Genomic DNA, 16,995 nt, shown 5'->3' with positions numbered 1-16,995 from the left:
AGAATAAGCACTGACGCTTACTGTTAAACGACAACTGTAGAGAAAGGTATGACGCAAACAGCTTGGCATGACCGCCTGCTAAACCAAACAAAAAACAGACCAAATGATAACCGCTCTCCTTGGCAAATTGATCGTTCTAGGATAATTCACGCTGCGGCTTTTAGACGTTTGCAGTCAAAAACGCAGATTATGAGTATTGGCGTGAATGACTTTTACCGCACAAGATTAACTCACTCACTGGAAGTGTCTCAAATTGGCACAGGCCTATTACGCCATTTGAAATTGCAAAATCCTGAATTTGATTTTTTCCCGTCTGCCAGTTTAATTGAAACAATTTGCCTTGCACATGATATCGGTCACCCCCCTTTTGGCCATGGTGGTGAGATTGCGCTTAATTATTTGATGCGCCACCATGGTGGCTTTGAAGGCAATGCCCAAACACTCCGTATCGTGACAAAACTAGAACCATATTCAAACGGCTATGGTATGAACCTGACCCGAAGAACCTTGTTAGGGTTTATCAAATATCCTGCCTATATTGATCAGCTTTGGCATCAAATCCCCTCTGAGGAGCGCAATCAAAGATTTATTTATACGCAAAAGTGGCTGCCAGCGAAAGGTGTTTATGGCAATGATAGAGATGTGTTTGAATGGATATTGGCACCTCTTAGTGATAGTGATAAAACGCGGTTTATGTCATACAGCCATCTAAATGAATATAAGTCGAAGACAATTTATAAATCTTTAGACAGTGCAATTATGGAGTATGCCGATGATATCGCTTATGCAGTTCACGATTTAGAGGATGCCATTGCAACGGGGACTTTGTCAGAGCGAGATTGGTATAATTATGCCATGCCTGCATTTAAAAACATTGCGTCTCCTTGGTTAGAGTCCAATCTTACAAGCATTACGCACAGGCTATTCTCAGACGATGAACCTCTCAGAAAAGATGCCATTGGTGAGCTAGTTAATATCTTTATTATCAACTGTTCGCTTGTTGAGCGTGAGGAAGACTTCGAAGAGCCGCTTCTGAAGAATACAGTTAAGCTTTCCCAAGAATTTGAAGAAATCTTAAAAGTGTTAAAGCAGTTTGTATATCAGCGTTTGATCCGTGAACCTAAAATGCAGCAGATTGAGTTCAGTGGTCAAAATATGTTGATTGATTTGTTTGATGCTTTTTCGAGTGACCCTATGCGTTTACTGCCCTATACCGCACAATCAAATTATCAAGTGGCCGAAGATGAGCAAGCTAAGATGCGGGTATTAGCAGACTATTTATCAGGTATGACTGATGAATATGCGAGACGTTGTCATGCAAGACTCTTTGGCAGCGATACATAAGTTGCGCCCTAATGCCTGATCGCGCTTTAGCAATCAGGCATTGAATCTAGGTCTAACCAACGCACGTTACCTTGTTCTACCCATTGGCTGATCTTTTTCTTTTCTAAGCGCCATGGGTGTCTTTTCCACCCCTGAAAGCCAAAACCAACAATTGTTACTTTATGGCCACGTTCTAAAAAATGAGCGATTGCTAGTAGTCCAGAGCTGGGGCAAACGGGTTTATGATCAGGCTTTCCTAATTTAAGCAAATCTATTAAATGATCTCGTCTATACTGTTTATCTAGTCGGCTCACAATATGCTTATTTTCAATATTTTTGATAATGTCATTTGAGAAATCGATTTTTCCTTTTCTCTTTATCGTCTTAAAGAAGTGTTGTTTAACTGGGTTGGGCGCAGGCTCAGTAAGTACGACACTCTGTAAATTTTCCATATTAAACTTGGGAAAATTTTCGGCTAACTTTTTCGCTTGCTTGCCACGGCTAGAAAGCCATAAGTCCGTGCATTTTTCCCCTAAATGTTCGGGGAAACCTGAACAAAAATTAAACCGCACTACGCGATCAAAATGATTAACCTCGGAGCTAATATCCATATTTATTGGTCCATTACCGAGTACCAGTACGCTTTGGGTTTTCATTCACTATGCCTTGTATAACAATAAAACCAATTTCTCTAAAAGAAAATGAGTATGAATCAACTCGTTTAATCAAACTTGGTAGCAAAAACAAACGACGTGGATTATATTTTTGTTGGCTTAACAAATCATTAATGGAATAAAAAATACTGAAGTTTAAGTGTAATAAGTGCAGGAAAACTAGGGAATATTTATCATCAATAAGGTAGTGCATATAAATTGCACTACCTTAATCTGGGTGGCTAATTTAGTTTTTCGTCAACAATAGGATAATGATCCCACACATGCTTATCGGCAAGAGAGCGAACCAACTTAACATACTCTGCATGTGTCCACGCCAGTGGGGTTGCAGAGTTAGTGCCTTCTCCTAGCTCATAGCCAAATGGGTTCACACCCACGCCATCCCAAACTTGCTCAGGTAACATAAGTCCTTCGTTCGCGAAATATTCCATACCACGTACGTAGGTGTGCTTAATACGATTGACCTTTTCTGTCGTCAAGCCTTTAGCTGCCGCAGCTGCTGCAATCTCGTAATGGCCCCTTTCACCAGTAAAGAAAGGCCATACTCGACCTCTTTGCCCTGGTGTATTTTGGCCACCTTCAGCATAATTGGACCCTTTGATCTCATCTTCGCCATAGCCATCATTACCATAGCGGCGATAGCCAGGGTATACATTTGGGTCGCCTGCAAACGTAAAGCTATATTTCACGCGTAGGTTTTCTGGCAATGTCTCATCTTCATATTCAGGGAGTGTATTTAGGATACTCGGTGCACTCGCATCACGAACACCATAACGTACCAGTTCCAAAAAGCCCCCATCTATGATTTGACGTTTATCCAATCCAACGCGGCCGTTGTTATCACCTAATTTAACAGCTGAATTTGGGTTCTCATCTCGAGCAATACGGATGAAATATTCTCCGTCCGTGTCTTTGCCTTCCAAATTACCTTTTGTGGTATACATAAGTGCTTCAACTTTAGCATTATATTGCTTTGCAGTATCAAGGTATCGCTTAACACCTGCGGTATCTCCCGCGAGCTTGGCGATATCACTTGCTGTTACTAGGCCAGCAATAATGGCTGCTGTCGTCGATGGTGAAAATCCATCTTGCTCTTCCCAACGTTCTTGCTGAGTCGCAGGCGGTGTGATCTGCGTATCATTCCAAAGAATTTTTGCACGTCCACCGTCAACTAAAAACTCAGCAGCCGGCTTTAGCATACGCTCATACCAATAAACTAGCTTTTCGTCACTTAGTACACCAGCCTGCCATAATTTCCACGCTAACATAATTGGCATAGCGGTTTGGTCAAGCTGAACACCAACCCACTCAAGCTCGCCATCTACATGGGTCTTTTGTAAAAACCAACCTGTATCTCCATGATTTCCCGGAGTTTTGTCTGTTACTTGTACTTTTTCAAGATACTCAAATGATGTAAGCGCAGTATCAGGGTCGCCCATTGCCAAAAACGCCATGGCAACTTGATAAAAATCACGTACCCAAACTGCTTTATACCCCGTATGCCCTTGTTCCGCAGCCACAGTGTCACCCCATGGATTAGAAAGTGAAGCAATAAGAGCGCCTGCATGCGTTTTATCTTCTTGTGCCTTTAATACCAAAGCGCTGACATTCAGCAGTTTGCCCTGATCGGTTGTGTAATTCGCCAAGCGATCCATCGGCTTTAAACTCGCAAGGTAATCTTCCCAACCTACCGCATCGCCTTGACCATTGAAGTTTGCTAGTACTTTTTGATAGCCCTTATCTAAAGTAACACTTCCCTGCTCAAAGCTGGTTGACTGACTATTGCCAAAGCTTAATGCTAAATCAAATGTAGCTGAGCCTTTAACATCACCAAGTTCAGCTAACCAGTTAACATTACCTTTTTGCTCGCCCGTGCTTTGATAAGTGCGTGACAGTTGTTGAGATTTTTTTAGTTCAGCTAGGTTATCGCTGCTGCCTGTAAAGCCAACCGATGCCATGGTAAAACCAGATTTACTTTGCAGCGTTAGATAATTGTCACCTTCCCACGCGACTAGACCTTTATCTGTCACTTTGGCTGAGTCGTTTAAACCATTGTTGTTAACATAAGGATTGACGTTCACAAACGCCTTTACGCCCTCGAGCTTAGTGTCAACTTTAGCTCTAACAAACAATGTTTGACCATCAGGATCTGTAAAGATGTGCTTTTCAAGTGTGAAACGACCTGCTTTGTCTTGGCTGACTACTTTATAAGCTAGAGACAAAGGGCGACCAGCATCGTCTTTGTGCAGGTAGTCAATTGATACGTCTAAATCATCTTGTTCGGTTACAGTAAAGTCCTTGCCGGTGACGATAAACTGCATGTCGCGTATTTGTGCTTGATGGATCAAACCAAACATCGTTTCCGTGACCATACCTTTGGCGATGGAAAACCAAACCTTTGATACCTCACCTGTTTGTGCATTATTTGCATATTGGCCATTTTTATAGGCCTCATAAGACGTACCAATACCGGTTTTATCTGAGTAGGTCCAAAAAGGCTTATCACCAGGTGCGCCTGGTGCCGTTTCAAGCTGCTGCGTATTACTTGCACTTTCGCATCCGAACAGGCCAGCGGCAACTAAAGCAAGTGACAAACTTGATAATTTTTTCATTTTTTCTCCTTAGTGGTGACTCTATTACGTATTCGTTTTTACACGCGCAACAGACAGCGCCGCCAAAACAAACGACACCCCACCAATCACTAATGCATAAATAGGTTGATTCTCGAAAACGTTTCTTAAAATAAGGCCTAGGACACTGGCCGCTAGAAGCTGAGGGATTACGATAAAGAAATTAAATATCCCCATAAATACGCCCATTTTGTTTGCAGGTAAGGCATCACTTAACATTGCATAAGGCAACGACAAGATAGAGGCCCATGCAAAACCAATGCCAACCATGGGGATCCACAACAGGCTAGGATCCGCGATAAATTTAAAACTCAATAACGCGCCAGCACCGAGCAGAAGATTAATACTATGCGCACCTTTTAGCCCAACTCGTTTGACAATAAATGGAATAAACAGCGCTGCTATCGCAGCAAAGCCGTTGTAGGCAGCAAACAAGACCCCAACCCAATCTGCACCGTCGTTATAGGCTTTAGAGGTAACATCAGTCGTGCCATAATGAAAGCTAGTAACCGCAGATGTAGTGTAAATCCACATAGCAAACAAAGAGAACCAGCTAAAAAATTGCACCACTGCAAGCTGCTTCATTGTCTGTGGCATAGTGAATACATCGTATATCACTTCATAAAAACCACCGTCGGTACGCGCATTATTTTGCAAGTATCCGGCTATCAAAATAATGGCTGAAAACGACAACAGCAAACCACTGAGTAGATACAACTCTTTTTCAAGTTTAAAGAACGTAACTCCAGCTAAGATAACACCACCCAACACACCGCTAATCAAAGAGAATTTGGCAAAGTTGATAGTTTGTTTTTGTTCAGATGGTGCCCCTTTCAAATGCTCAGGTTCAAATTCGGCTAATTCCTGTGGGGTATATTCTCGCGTTTTAATAATGGTCCAGCCAACAGCCAAGAATAAAATCGCTCCACCAAAGTAAAATGCATACTTAACCGACTCAGGGATCTCTCCGGCAGGCGCTGTATTGCTGATCCCAAACCAATTGGTCATCATCCAAGGCAAAGCGGACGCCACGATAGCACCAATACCAATGAAGAAGCTCTGCATCGCATAACCAGTCGCACGCTGCTTTTGATTTAAGTTGTCGCCAACCAGCGCTCTAAACGGTTCCATCGTGACGTTAATAGACGCGTCCATTATCCACAGCATGCCGGCTGCAATCCAAAGTGTCGGAGAGTTCGGCATGATAAACAGTGACAAGGTCGTTAAGATTGCACCATATAAAAAGAAAGGTCTTCGGCGGCCAAGGCCAGTCCACGTTCTATCACTCCAGTAACCAATGATAGGCTGTACAACTAAACCTGTTAGCGGCGCTGCGACCCAAAGAATAGGAATATCATCCACTGATGCACCCAGCGTTTGGAAAATGCGGCTCACATTACCATTTTGCAGGGCAAACCCAAACTGGACGCCCATAAAGCCAAAACACATGTTCCAAATTTGCCAGAAACTCAGTTGCGGTTTTTGTTTTTGCATAATCAGCTCTCTAGCTTATAAACAACACTGGCAAGCGGCGCCAATGTAATAACAAGTTGGTTGTTTTCTATTTGCAGTGTCGGATGAGACTCTAATAAGTCTGTTACTTTCCCCTGCCAATGCTTCGGAAGCGAAAGCGTCACGACTTGCGATTGCTCGGCATCAAAGTTACTTGCAATCACAACGCGTTGGGCACTATTCGCTCTAGCAAACGCCATAACGCTGTTCGTTTCTGTGCCGTTCGCTCCCTTAACGGCAACGTCAATGAGTTCGCCTTCGATAATTGCTGGCAGGAAGCTCAGACTCATAAGCTTTTTATAGTAGGCACGGAGTTGCTTTTGCTGTGCTGTAAGTTGCCCACCATCAAACTTACCGTTGTTCATCCAAGCTTGGTGCGCCGGAACACCAACGTAATCAAAAATACTGGTGCGACTCGGTTTGCCAAACCCGGCCATTTCAGAACCATCTTCACCTACAGACTGACCGAAATACAGCATTGTTGGCGAAGAGCTTATCAAGTGACTCACAACCATCGCTGGCTTGCCTTTTTCTGCGCTCCCCGCAAATTCAGGGCTGGCGATACGTTGCTCGTCATGATTTTCTAAAAAGTGCAACATATGAGGAGCGATGTCAGACACGCTGTGGTGCGCTTGCATAACGGCCTGTGCATTGCCTTTACCTTGCATCAAAAGTTTCAAGCTGTCATAGAAACCAACTTTGTCATACAAAAAGTCCATTTTTCCTTGATGAATGTAGGCACGATACAAAGTTGGGTTATACACTTCAGCGAGTATGAAAGCCTCTGGATTCCTCATTTTTATTGAGGAATTCAAAAAGCTCCAAAATTCCACAGGCACCATCTCGGCCATATCGTAGCGGAATCCATCTACGCCTTTATCTAACCAATATAACGTGATGTCTCTGAACTTATACCAGCTATCAGGTAAATGCTTGTCTTGCCAAAACGCGTAGTGCGCTTTGTAATCTTGTTCAGCCATATCGGCAGGCAGTGTCGGAAAGTCGTAGCTACCATCAGGGCGAACCCCATAGTTTACTTTGACGGTTTCGTACCAATCATGAATATGTGGCTGAGCAGCCCGAGCGCCATTCCCAGTCCATTTAGCAGGCGATTCGATAAATTCGCCATCAGCCAAGTGATGTGATTGACCGCCTAGCACTTGATAGTCCTCAGAGACTGGGACTTTGAAGTCTTGCCCGCTTACGTAGTAAAAGTTATTGTCGCGCGCGTAAGTGGCATTGGTATCATCATTTGCACCAAAGTCACTAACTCCTGCTGGCGCGTTGAGTGATTGATAATTTCTCGCCACATGGTTCGGCACAATATCAATAACCACTTTCATACCCGCTAGGTGCGTACGCTCAATCAATGCTTCAAACTCACTTAGACGATTCGCGGGGTTATTCGCAAGGTCGGGGTTCACATTGTAATAGTCTTTAATTGCATAGGGAGAGCCTGCACGGCCTTTGACGACATCAGGGTCATCAATACCAATGCCATACTGGCTGTAATCCGCCACAAGTGCGTGGTGCAAAACACCCGTGTACCACATGTGGCTTACACCCATCGCTTTAATTTCTGCGAGGGCTGTCGGGGTAAAATCAGCAAACTTGCCGACACCATTTTGCTCTTTTGTACCCCAAGGTATGTTATTACTATTTGTATTGCCAAATAGTCGTGTAAACACCTGATATACCACTGGCTTTTGTTCTTGTTGCTGTTTTGCCTGAACAGTCTCTTCAGGGGATTGGGCCGTCTGACAAGCAGTCAAAATCGCGCCTCCTGAAATAAGACTTAGCGCAAGCACTAATGGTTTTATTGTCATTATATTGTTGTCATCTTGGTATTTTAATTGAGTCTACTGACTTGTAGCCTACTGTTGAACCACTTGCATACGTATTCAAGGTGATGATTAATTTGTTATTCATATACAGAAACGCGAAGTATGTTAAATACTTCGCGAAGTGAAATACAACAGAAAATAGTATATTCGACAAATGCTCGCGCTTTTGCTCAAAGCTAACCAGTCATTTAGGCCGTTAACTAGAAAAGCGAGCTAGCTGCGCTTTATGATCTGAAAAGTTTAAACCGCACCGTCTAATATACTCACGAATTTTACTGACATCATGTACATTGGCATTTTGATTACCAGCTACGAGTTGGTGCTGCTCAGGGTAAATACCATACCCAGCTAGGAGGCAATGCCAGCTGACTGAAGGGTAGTACTTATCAATATTTTGCCTATCCAACTCGTCAGATAAATTCTTACCTTGCACCCAAGCATTCAAAACGTCGAACAGAGATTTTGATATTTGATTGTTATTGGCGTTATCTCGCCAATAGTTTGTATCTGTACGGCTATTCACACGGTAATGGGCGACAATATAATCGCGAATCGCCTGATATCGTTGTGCCATCATTTGATTGTGTTTGCCCTGCTCTTTGCAGGTAAATTCGCCGTCTTGATAACACTCTATAAACGACTGAACGGTTTCTTGCACTATATGTAGTGCCGTCGCTTCAAGGGGTTCAATAAAACCTTGAGACAAACCGATTGCCACACAGTTTTTATGCCAGTGTTCTTTTACTTGGCCCACTTTCATGCTGAGGTGTCGAGCTTCTATCTCGCTATCTAGCATGCCAAGTGCAGCCCTTAACTCTGTCTCAGCTTGGTCTTTATCACAATATATGGAGCTGTATACATAGCCATTTCCTATCCGATTGGTGAGTGGAATATGCCAACTCCAGCCAAACTTTCTAGCCACAGAAGTGGTTTCAGATGCAATGACGTTACCCTGCTCGGTAGCAAGCACAACGGCGCTGTCGTTAAATAAGTTATTTTCAAATGATTCGAATCCAACTTGCATATGCTGCTGCATCAACAAGCCAGAAAACCCCGAGCAATCAATGAAGATATCACCGCAGATTTCTTGGCCTTCTTCACAGACTAATGCTGCAATAGTGCCATCAGTGTTTTTACGCACATCCGTTACACGTGCCTGAATGTGCTCAACACCAAACTCACTCGCTTTCTCTGCGAGTAATTGGCCTAATTTGCCGGAATCAAAATGATATCCATAGTTGATTTCAAAGGGAAAACTTTCAGCTGCAATGGGAGCTTTGGCATGCTCAGCTAAATAAGTTGATAAGAAAAATGGATCGGGGTGTCCTTCGAGATCGATCCCTTTTCGACGAACAAAACTGTTATGGAAAAACGCTGGCGCTGAGTAATCGTCAGGCTGCGCTGGAAACGGGTGAAAATACTGCTCAAACCCTGGCCTTGTTGACCAGTTCACAAAACGAATTCCGTTTTTGTAAGTGGCGTTACACTTAGGCATCCACTGAGATTCTGGCACCTCAATAAAGTCCATAAAAGCTTTAAATTGAGGGGTTGATCCTTCCCCTACTCCTATTATTCCGATATCAGGTGACTCTACCACACCAACATGGATATCCTTATCGCACCAACTTTTTGCAATAAGGTTTGCCGCCATCCAACCAGCAGTTCCTCCACCTAGTATGACAATTTTTCTGCTACTCATTGCCTTCCCCCTGATACACCATCTAGTTAACGATTTATAAAACAAAGCCACCAAAACATACGTTCTGGTGGCTTATATTTCAAGTGACTAACTTTGCTAATTAAAAGCTGTAGTTAAAGCCTAAGAAGTATTGACGACCAAATACTTTATCTTCACCTGTTCTTAGTGAACTACCTAGGTTTGAAGTATTAGGTTCATCTGTCAAGTTGTTGATCTGGAATACAGTTTGTATTCCGTTGTCAAAGTCATACGTTGCTTGCCAGTCAACAACTGTGTACTCATCAGCCGTGGTAGGCGTTGTGCCACCTGGTGTCGCACCTAAGTACGTGTACTCGTCACGGTAACGAATATTTAAATGCGTTGTGAACTTATCAATATTCCAGAATATTGTCGTACTCCACACATGCTTAGACAGACCAGGCAAATCTAATTGCAGATCTGGGAAGTTGCTACCACCATCAATGGTTGTTTCACTCTCTGTGTAAGAGTAGTTAGCGTTTAGACCTAAACCAGAGAATACACCCGGCAAGTTATCAAACAGCGTTGTGTACGCTAGCTCAAGACCACGAATATAACCGCCTTTGTCGTTATTACGCGTCGTCTGATATTGCCCAGGTACGAACCCTTCTGGTACTTCTAGACCAATCGAAGACCAATCTATTTCACCTTCAAAATACGTTACATCTTCAATCAATGACTCGATATTCTTCCAAAATAGCGCTGCGACAAATGCACCGCCATCTTCGAAGTAATGCTCGTAAGATAAATCCATTTGATTTGCTCTAAATGGATCCAGGTTTGGATTACCTTTAGACCAAACGTTGTATCTTCGGCTTACACCATCGTTAGCAGTATCCGCCCATGAACCCGCACCACCACGTAATTGATTCACAGGAGGTCGTCCCATTACTTTTGCAGCAGCAAAACGGATTTGATCTTGCTCGGTAATGCGGAAATTAAGGTTTAGTGATGGCAAGATATCTGTATATTCAGGGCCATAGTTTACATGGCGATAATCTGTGCGAGTTACACCATTATCATCGGTAATTGAGTCACCGACTTCATCACCTTGGATTTGCTGAATACCAATAGACTTAGTATCGGTACGTACCGCGCGTACACCAAAGTTACCAGATACTGGAATATTACCAATCTCAGTATCAATGTTAGCCATAACGTAAGCCGCTGTAACTTCCTCTTTAACTGCACCACTTTCTACTAGCGTCCAGTTATGCTCCCAAGTTTGTTGCCCTTCATAGTTTCCAGCACCAAATACAGAGTTAGCAATACCTATCATGTCTAGGTCGAAGTAATCAAAGCCACCACCGTTTTTAACAGTGACAAAGCCAGTTAAATCATGTGGAACGCACGCGTGATTTTGGTGGTTAAACTCACAGTTTTTGTTTGTAACTATCTCACCATTTGGTAAACGATAGCCATTTTGTCCTTCACGAGCCCCCCAGCGGAACGTTGAACGCTGATCTGTAAACTCACGTTTAGACCAACGTACACCCACTTCAACCGACGAAATAATGTCGTGTTCAATATGGTATTTAAAGTCTAATTTCGCGCTATCGATTTTATCAGTGTACTTATGAGGGAATTGTTCCCAGTCACCCAAGCGCATATGAGCAAGGTCCGTATAGTCATGACCTAATACCAATTTTGCAGCATCTGTCGACTGATGTTCAAAACCAAAGTATTGGTTGCTTAGCTCCTGCCAAGTTTCTACTACAGTCCCGTCTTCTAACGTTGCCGTACCAAATTCATAGGCATGCATAGACGCAATCATATCGCGGCGCGTTTTTTCACCTTCACTGTGAGCAAGGTCGAAGCTGATTTCCCACTTATCAGTAGAGTAATCTAAGTTCAAACCAAAGCTATCCGTTGTAGACTCAGTTGATTGGTCTTCAGAACGCATCTCTACCCAAGGGCCATTTGTGTCTGTTATGTAAACATCACCCGCAACCAAAAAGCCATTATCAAGTTTGGCATTTCTCAGGTCATATAAATCGCTAGAACGCGATAAGCCTTCTAAGTTCAAACCGTTTTTGCGGTCTTCTGAATCAAATGTAGAGTGGAAGTAGTCGAACTGAACCTTAAGATTATCAGTTGGCTGATAGACTAAAGTACTCATCAAACCTAAACGCTCATCAGTACCCACTGAGTTTCTGTACTGATAACCGTTAAATGAACGCTCATTCGCTTCACCATCACCATCGATATCACGTGTACCTTCAGGAGAGTGGGCTGAGAACTCTACCGAACTATTTGGCTGATTTAGGAATGCTGCACCAATACCAAAACCTAATGTTTCATCTAGAAACTTGCCTTGGTAAGAAAAGCTTAAACGTTCTCCGTTTGCGTCTGCGTCGATGTCTGATGCCGCGTCATTATGCGAAAATCTTGCGCTTGCATTAAAGTTATGTGTCTTATCTGCATCTAGTGGGTTCGCTGTTTTGAGTTCAACGGAGCCCGCAACGCCGCCTTCTACTAAAGAGGCTTTAGGCGATTTATAAACAGCTGCCTGCGTGATCAGTTCTGATGGGTATTGATCAAAAGAGATCCAACGGCTACCCGCAGAGTATCCACTCGTACTGGCTTGCTCACGGCCGTTTAATGTTGTTTGAATGAAATCTCCGTTCATACCACGAATATTTAGCTGAGATGATTGACCGCTGTCTCTCACAGCTGTGACACCCGGTAAACGGCTCAGTGCGTCTGCAATTGATATATCTGGTAAAGAAGCTAGGTCACCCGCATCAACCACTTCTGATACGGTATCGCCAAATCGTTTTTTATCGATTGAAGCAATGATACTGCGGCTTATGCCACGCACTTCGATTACTTCAACTTCTTCATTCTTCTTTGCTGTTTCTTGCTCTTGCGCACTTACAGAGTGACTTACACCAGCAGCAATTAATGCAGCTGTTAATAAGCTTGGTTTGAACGTAGACATATTGTTTTATCCCAATTAGCTTTTTATACGTCGCTTCAATTGTTATTCATTGCAATCATTGACACCAATGCTGCAAAAATAAGTTCATGTGACGTTAATTTTGTTGTCACCGGCAATAGTAGCGCTGTGACTTGGCTGCTCACAACTTTATGCATACGTATTCAAAAATGATTGAGCGGTAATTCCATACAATCCATCGTCTAAAAAAAGATTCTAATCTTCTGTTTTATATACTCTTATTTAAAGCTCCGGTGCTTTTAACAAAAACCTCTAGATATTTAATATTACTTTACATTCATGTAACCAATCAGCTTCTCGCTGATTAAATATGACAGGATTCTTACAGAAATATAAGTTGGTGAACACCGAATGGAAATTGGTATTACCAATATTTGGTTGTTTATCCCATAAAAGCACTGCACTTTATAATCTCCCACTATAAATTGGTAAAGTTATATATGTAAACCTCACCACGATACTCTTTTGGTAAAAAAATGAAGTAATTTTGATGCATACGTATGCAGTTTTTTTACTCATATGCGAGCATGCCGTATGCTTTTCGACAATGTTAATGACCCGATTCACGTTGCTCTCAAAAGTAATTGAGAAAGTGAAATCACTGCACAAAGCTGGAGAATAGTGCATGGCTCAAAATGAATGGTGGAAAGGTGCGGTAATTTATCAGATTTACCCACGTAGTTTTCAAGACACCACAGGTGATGGTATTGGTGACCTTAATGGCATCATAAACCGCTTAGACTACATCAAGTCTTTAGGCGTCGACGCGGTATGGATCTCACCTTTTTTTAAATCACCAATGAAAGACTTTGGGTACGATATCAGTGATTACAGAGATATCGATCCAATGTTTGGTAGTATTGGAGATTTTGACAGGCTTATAGAGCAAGCACACCAGCGCGATATTAAGATCATTATAGATCAAGTGCTAAGTCATACGTCTAATGAACACCCTTGGTTTATTGAAAGCCGCACAGACAAACACAATGCAAAAGCAGATTGGTATGTATGGGCTGATGCTAAACCGGATGGTAGCCCCCCCAATAACTGGCTATCCATATTCGGGGGTGTTGCGTGGCAATGGGAGCCGAGAAGATGCCAATACTATTTGCATAACTTCTTAACAGAGCAGCCCGATTTAAATTTTCACAATCCTGAAGTAAGAGCAGCTGTACTAGATAACGTCAAATTCTGGTTAGACAAAGGTGTCGATGGTTTCCGTTTAGATGCAATTAACTTTTGCTTTCATGACAAGCAGCTAAGAGATAACCCTGCGAAGCCAAAAGACTTGCGTCAAGGACGTGGATTTAGTGAAGATAACCCCTACGCGTTCCAGTACCACTACTATAACAATACACAGCCTGAAAACTTAGCATTTATGGCTGAGATTAGGTCACTTTTGGATCAGTACCCAGGAACCGTTAGCTTAGGTGAAATTTCATCTGAGGACTCATTGCAAACAATGGCCGAGTATACCTCTGGTGGAGATAAGCTGCATATGGGCTACAGCTTTGAGTTACTGACCGAGGACTATAGTGCTCAGCACATCAGAGAAACTGTTTCGCGCCTAGAAACGGCAATGACCGAAGGCTGGCCTTGTTGGGCCTTTAGCAACCATGATGTGCAACGAGTGGCGAGCCGCTGGTCAAAAGATGGGAAGCGCGTAAACCCTCAGCAGGTTAAAATGTTAACAGCGCTACTTGGCTCTTTGCGCGGCAGCGTATGTATGTATCAAGGTGAAGAGCTGGGATTAGGGGAAGCTGAAGTTGCATTTGAAGATCTTCAAGACCCCTATGGCATCACCTTCTGGCCAAACTTTAAAGGCAGAGATGGTTGCCGCACGCCAATGCCATGGGCAAGTGATAAACTAAACGCAGGATTTACTGAAGGCTCTCCATGGCTTCCTGTATTTACGGCACACGCAAATAACTGTGTGCAAAGCCAAGAACAAGAAACTGATTCAACGCTGTCGCAGTACAAAGCCTTTTTGGCATGGCGGAAAACCCGCCCTGAGTTAATTACTGGCGACATTACATTTATTGATACCCAAGAGCCTGTTCTTGCTTTCTATCGTGCAATCGATGATAAAAAATTGCTTTGTGTGTTCAATTTATCTGAACAAATTACAGATTTCGAGGTCGAACAACACAATTACACCCCTATTAAGGACCTTGCTCATCAATCAGGTGAGCAAGCAGCAGGAACGGTAACCCTGCCCGGTTACGGCTGCTTTTTTGCATCTATCTAGCACAGATGAACCCAAAGCCCCCTATTGGGGGCCTTTTTTATATTTCACTTTTAGCAAAATTTTATAAAGCGCGTTTTAGCTCACTCACTTTAAGAGCTTTGTAGTAATACCAACCTTGGTGCACAAGTACACCCCGCTCATACAGGTAACTCGCCTGTTGCTGTGTCTCTACCCCTTCAGCAATGAGCTTTTTGTTTAGTTTTTCAGCCATTTCAATCACCGCATTTAAAACTGGTGACTGCAAATTATCCAGCCCAATTGATGCAACAAAGCTCTGATCTATTTTTAGCAAATCGATGGGAAAGCTCTGTAAATACTGTAGGCCGCTGTAACCTGTCCCAAAATCGTCAATTGCAATTTCTATCCCCATATCTACAAGCTGTTGTAAAATAAGCTTTATCTTTGCCTCTGACAGTACATCTCGCTCAGTCAATTCAATAGTCAAATTATGAAAGATCCCCTTCGCTTGGCACAATTTCTCTATGTAGCTTGGGCACATCAGCAAATAGCCATTAACGTTAAAAGATACTTTAAAATCACGGTTATTTGCTACCACCGCTTTCAGATCTCTTAATGCCAAGTCTATTTGATACAGTGAGAGTTCCAATATTGTGCCGTCTCTCTCTGCTTCAGGTATAAAATAAGCAGGACCAAGCTCTCCTTCGAGTGGGTGCATCCAGCGAATAAGTACCTCAACCCCTTCAATTTTTTGGCTTTGTACATTGACCAAGGGCTGATAAACATTAAATAGCTCTTTGCGATTTATCGCATCTAGCAACAATGTGCGACTGCTCAATAGACGTTTATCATAATGATTCAGCAGTAGCACCAATCCTACCCAAGACGCTAAATATAGAAGACACAACACAAGTAACCATAATGGGTCGGGGATGCCTAATAATCGGGCTTCCTTACTTACAACGACCGCCAAACGTGGCACATTATTAAATGGCTTTATGTATAGATATTTGCTGGTTTGGTCGTCGAATCGCGCCTCAACCTCTGTACTTCGACTTAACGGAAACAATTTATGGTCCAGTGGTAAGCTATACTTGCCTTGCAAAAATACCGGAACACCAGTCTCAGTATCAACAACCGCAACAAAATCTAATGATTTATATTTCCTCAAATGTAATGTGTCATTGATCCAGTCAGTTGGTAGCAAGGCATTGACCTCATAACCATCATGCCTTGTACGGGCCAACACAAAAGCAGGCACCTGCAAAAATTCAGAAATAATCGGCCCATGATAACGCAGACCACGTTTTTTAATGGGCTCTGCCAGATACATAGGCGACGACATCATACCAAAAGAGTTGCAAATTAGGTTACCACGCGGACTCACAATACCTATTTCACTGACTGCGGGGTTTTTAAACACAAATTGACGCATTTGGCGGATGGTATCGTCATTGCATTTTGCATCAATATGATCTGATTGACGCAAAAACTCATCAACATTATCTAGCTGTGATTGAAGGTCGACAAGAACGCGCTCTGCCATGCTTTGTACAGACGACTTTTCGGACTCTTTGTGTTGGATATATATGAATGTGAATAAAAGCCCAAAAATAAATGAGCAGATCAACCAAGAAACAAAAAAATTTTTGATGCTGTTTGTCCAAGAATGTTTTCTCTGACGCAAGCTAAGTTCCTAGAATCAATGATATGGCAAGAGTTTAGAATTAAACAATTACAAATTTATGACAAAGGATCTGCCTTTACAGGCAGATCCTTTTGGTGACAGCTGTCAAATCCACAAATCGTGGATTTGCACCAATCTGATATTAAAGGTTTTTACTCGTGCCTACTTCAACACGTGTTTTTAACTTTTGACCAGGTCGAAAAGTTACCACACGCCTTGCAGAAATAGGTATGTCTTCCCCTGTTTTAGGGTTCCGACCAGGGCGTTGCTTTTTATCACGCAGGTCAAAATTGCCAAAGCCAGAGAGCTTAACTTGCTCTCCGTTTTCAAGCGCTGAGCGGATTTCTTCAAAAAACGCTTCAACTAAATCTTTGGCATCCTTTTTATTTATCCCCAATTTTTCAAATAGGTGTTCAGCTATGTCGGCTTTAGTAAGCGCCATA

At 42.7% G+C, this 16,995-nt stretch carries 10 protein-coding genes; 2 read left to right on the top strand and 8 right to left on the bottom strand.

Going from position 1 to position 16,995, the window contains the following annotated elements; all coding sequences use genetic code 11:
- The first annotated feature begins 48 nt into the window (after nt 1–48).
- The gene (locus N480_RS24320) at nt 49–1,344 is read left to right on the top strand and encodes an anti-phage deoxyguanosine triphosphatase (protein ID WP_063375024.1); all 1,296 of its coding nucleotides are present in this window, start codon (nt 49–51) and stop codon (nt 1,342–1,344) included.
- A gap of 26 nt (nt 1,345–1,370) precedes the next feature.
- Here the strand turns inward: N480_RS24320 and N480_RS24315 are convergent, their stop codons facing one another.
- The 6 genes from N480_RS24315 to N480_RS24285 all read right to left on the bottom strand — a co-directional run bounded on the left by N480_RS24315 (nt 1,371) and on the right by N480_RS24285 (nt 12,641).
- Nucleotides 1,371–1,979: a hypothetical protein gene (locus tag N480_RS24315; protein ID WP_155732959.1), complete on the bottom strand. Its 609-nt coding sequence runs from the start codon at nt 1,977–1,979 to the stop codon at nt 1,371–1,373.
- A gap of 239 nt (nt 1,980–2,218) precedes the next feature.
- Complete coding sequence (locus N480_RS24305) at nt 2,219–4,609, bottom strand: glycoside hydrolase family 15 protein (RefSeq protein WP_063375021.1); 2,391 nt, start codon at nt 4,607–4,609, stop codon at nt 2,219–2,221.
- 24 nt (nt 4,610–4,633) lie between these two features.
- Nucleotides 4,634–6,121: an MFS transporter gene (locus tag N480_RS24300; protein WP_063375020.1), complete on the bottom strand. Its 1,488-nt coding sequence runs from the start codon at nt 6,119–6,121 to the stop codon at nt 4,634–4,636.
- A 2-nt stretch (nt 6,122–6,123) separates the two neighbouring features.
- Nucleotides 6,124–7,965 (bottom strand): alpha-amylase family glycosyl hydrolase, encoded by a 1,842-nt coding sequence (locus N480_RS24295; protein WP_063375019.1) that lies wholly within the window; start codon nt 7,963–7,965, stop codon nt 6,124–6,126.
- A gap of 214 nt (nt 7,966–8,179) precedes the next feature.
- A complete protein-coding gene (locus N480_RS24290; protein WP_063375018.1) occupies nt 8,180–9,682 on the bottom strand; it encodes a tryptophan halogenase family protein in 1,503 nt (500 codons plus the stop codon).
- A 100-nt stretch (nt 9,683–9,782) separates the two neighbouring features.
- Nucleotides 9,783–12,641: a TonB-dependent receptor gene (locus N480_RS24285; RefSeq protein ID WP_063375017.1), complete on the bottom strand. Its 2,859-nt coding sequence runs from the start codon at nt 12,639–12,641 to the stop codon at nt 9,783–9,785.
- Nucleotides 12,642–13,284: 643 nt separating this feature from the next.
- Between N480_RS24285 and N480_RS24280 the strand changes: the two genes are divergently transcribed.
- A complete protein-coding gene (locus N480_RS24280; protein WP_063375016.1) occupies nt 13,285–14,907 on the top strand; it encodes an alpha-glucosidase family protein in 1,623 nt (540 codons plus the stop codon).
- Between the two features lie 61 nt (nt 14,908–14,968).
- On the opposite strand, the gene N480_RS24275 is transcribed toward N480_RS24280, so the two are convergent.
- On the bottom strand, nt 14,969–16,495 hold the full coding sequence (locus N480_RS24275) for an EAL domain-containing protein (RefSeq protein ID WP_331245807.1): 1,527 nt from the start codon (nt 16,493–16,495) through the stop codon (nt 14,969–14,971).
- A 199-nt stretch (nt 16,496–16,694) separates the two neighbouring features.
- On the bottom strand, nt 16,695–16,994 hold the full coding sequence (gene ihfA / locus N480_RS24270; protein WP_023400419.1) for an integration host factor subunit alpha: 300 nt from the start codon (nt 16,992–16,994) through the stop codon (nt 16,695–16,697).
- Nucleotide 16,995: the final 1 nt, after the last annotated feature.

The organism is Pseudoalteromonas luteoviolacea S2607 (assembly GCF_001625575.1).
Classification (GTDB): domain Bacteria; phylum Pseudomonadota; class Gammaproteobacteria; order Enterobacterales; family Alteromonadaceae; genus Pseudoalteromonas; species Pseudoalteromonas luteoviolacea_E.
Note: the sequence above shows the minus strand (reverse complement) of the source record. Positions and strands in the feature narration are given on the sequence as shown.

What these genes read in the sequence shown, in the direction of transcription:
- N480_RS24305 (WP_063375021.1), bottom strand. Translation starts at nt 4,609, where the DNA reads ATGAAAAAATTATCAAGTTTGTCACTTGCTTTAGTTGCCGCTGGCCTG.
- N480_RS24320 (WP_063375024.1), top strand. Translation starts at nt 49, where the DNA reads ATGACGCAAACAGCTTGGCATGACCGCCTGCTAAACCAAACAAAAAAC.
- N480_RS24285 (WP_063375017.1), bottom strand. Translation starts at nt 12,641, where the DNA reads ATGTCTACGTTCAAACCAAGCTTATTAACAGCTGCATTAATTGCTGCT.
- N480_RS24290 (WP_063375018.1), bottom strand. Translation starts at nt 9,682, where the DNA reads ATGAGTAGCAGAAAAATTGTCATACTAGGTGGAGGAACTGCTGGTTGG.
- ihfA (WP_023400419.1), bottom strand. Translation starts at nt 16,994, where the DNA reads ATGGCGCTTACTAAAGCCGACATAGCTGAACACCTATTTGAAAAATTG.
- N480_RS24300 (WP_063375020.1), bottom strand. Translation starts at nt 6,121, where the DNA reads ATGCAAAAACAAAAACCGCAACTGAGTTTCTGGCAAATTTGGAACATG.
- N480_RS24280 (WP_063375016.1), top strand. Translation starts at nt 13,285, where the DNA reads ATGGCTCAAAATGAATGGTGGAAAGGTGCGGTAATTTATCAGATTTAC.
- N480_RS24295 (WP_063375019.1), bottom strand. Translation starts at nt 7,965, where the DNA reads ATGACAATAAAACCATTAGTGCTTGCGCTAAGTCTTATTTCAGGAGGC.
- N480_RS24315 (WP_155732959.1), bottom strand. Translation starts at nt 1,979, where the DNA reads ATGAAAACCCAAAGCGTACTGGTACTCGGTAATGGACCAATAAATATG.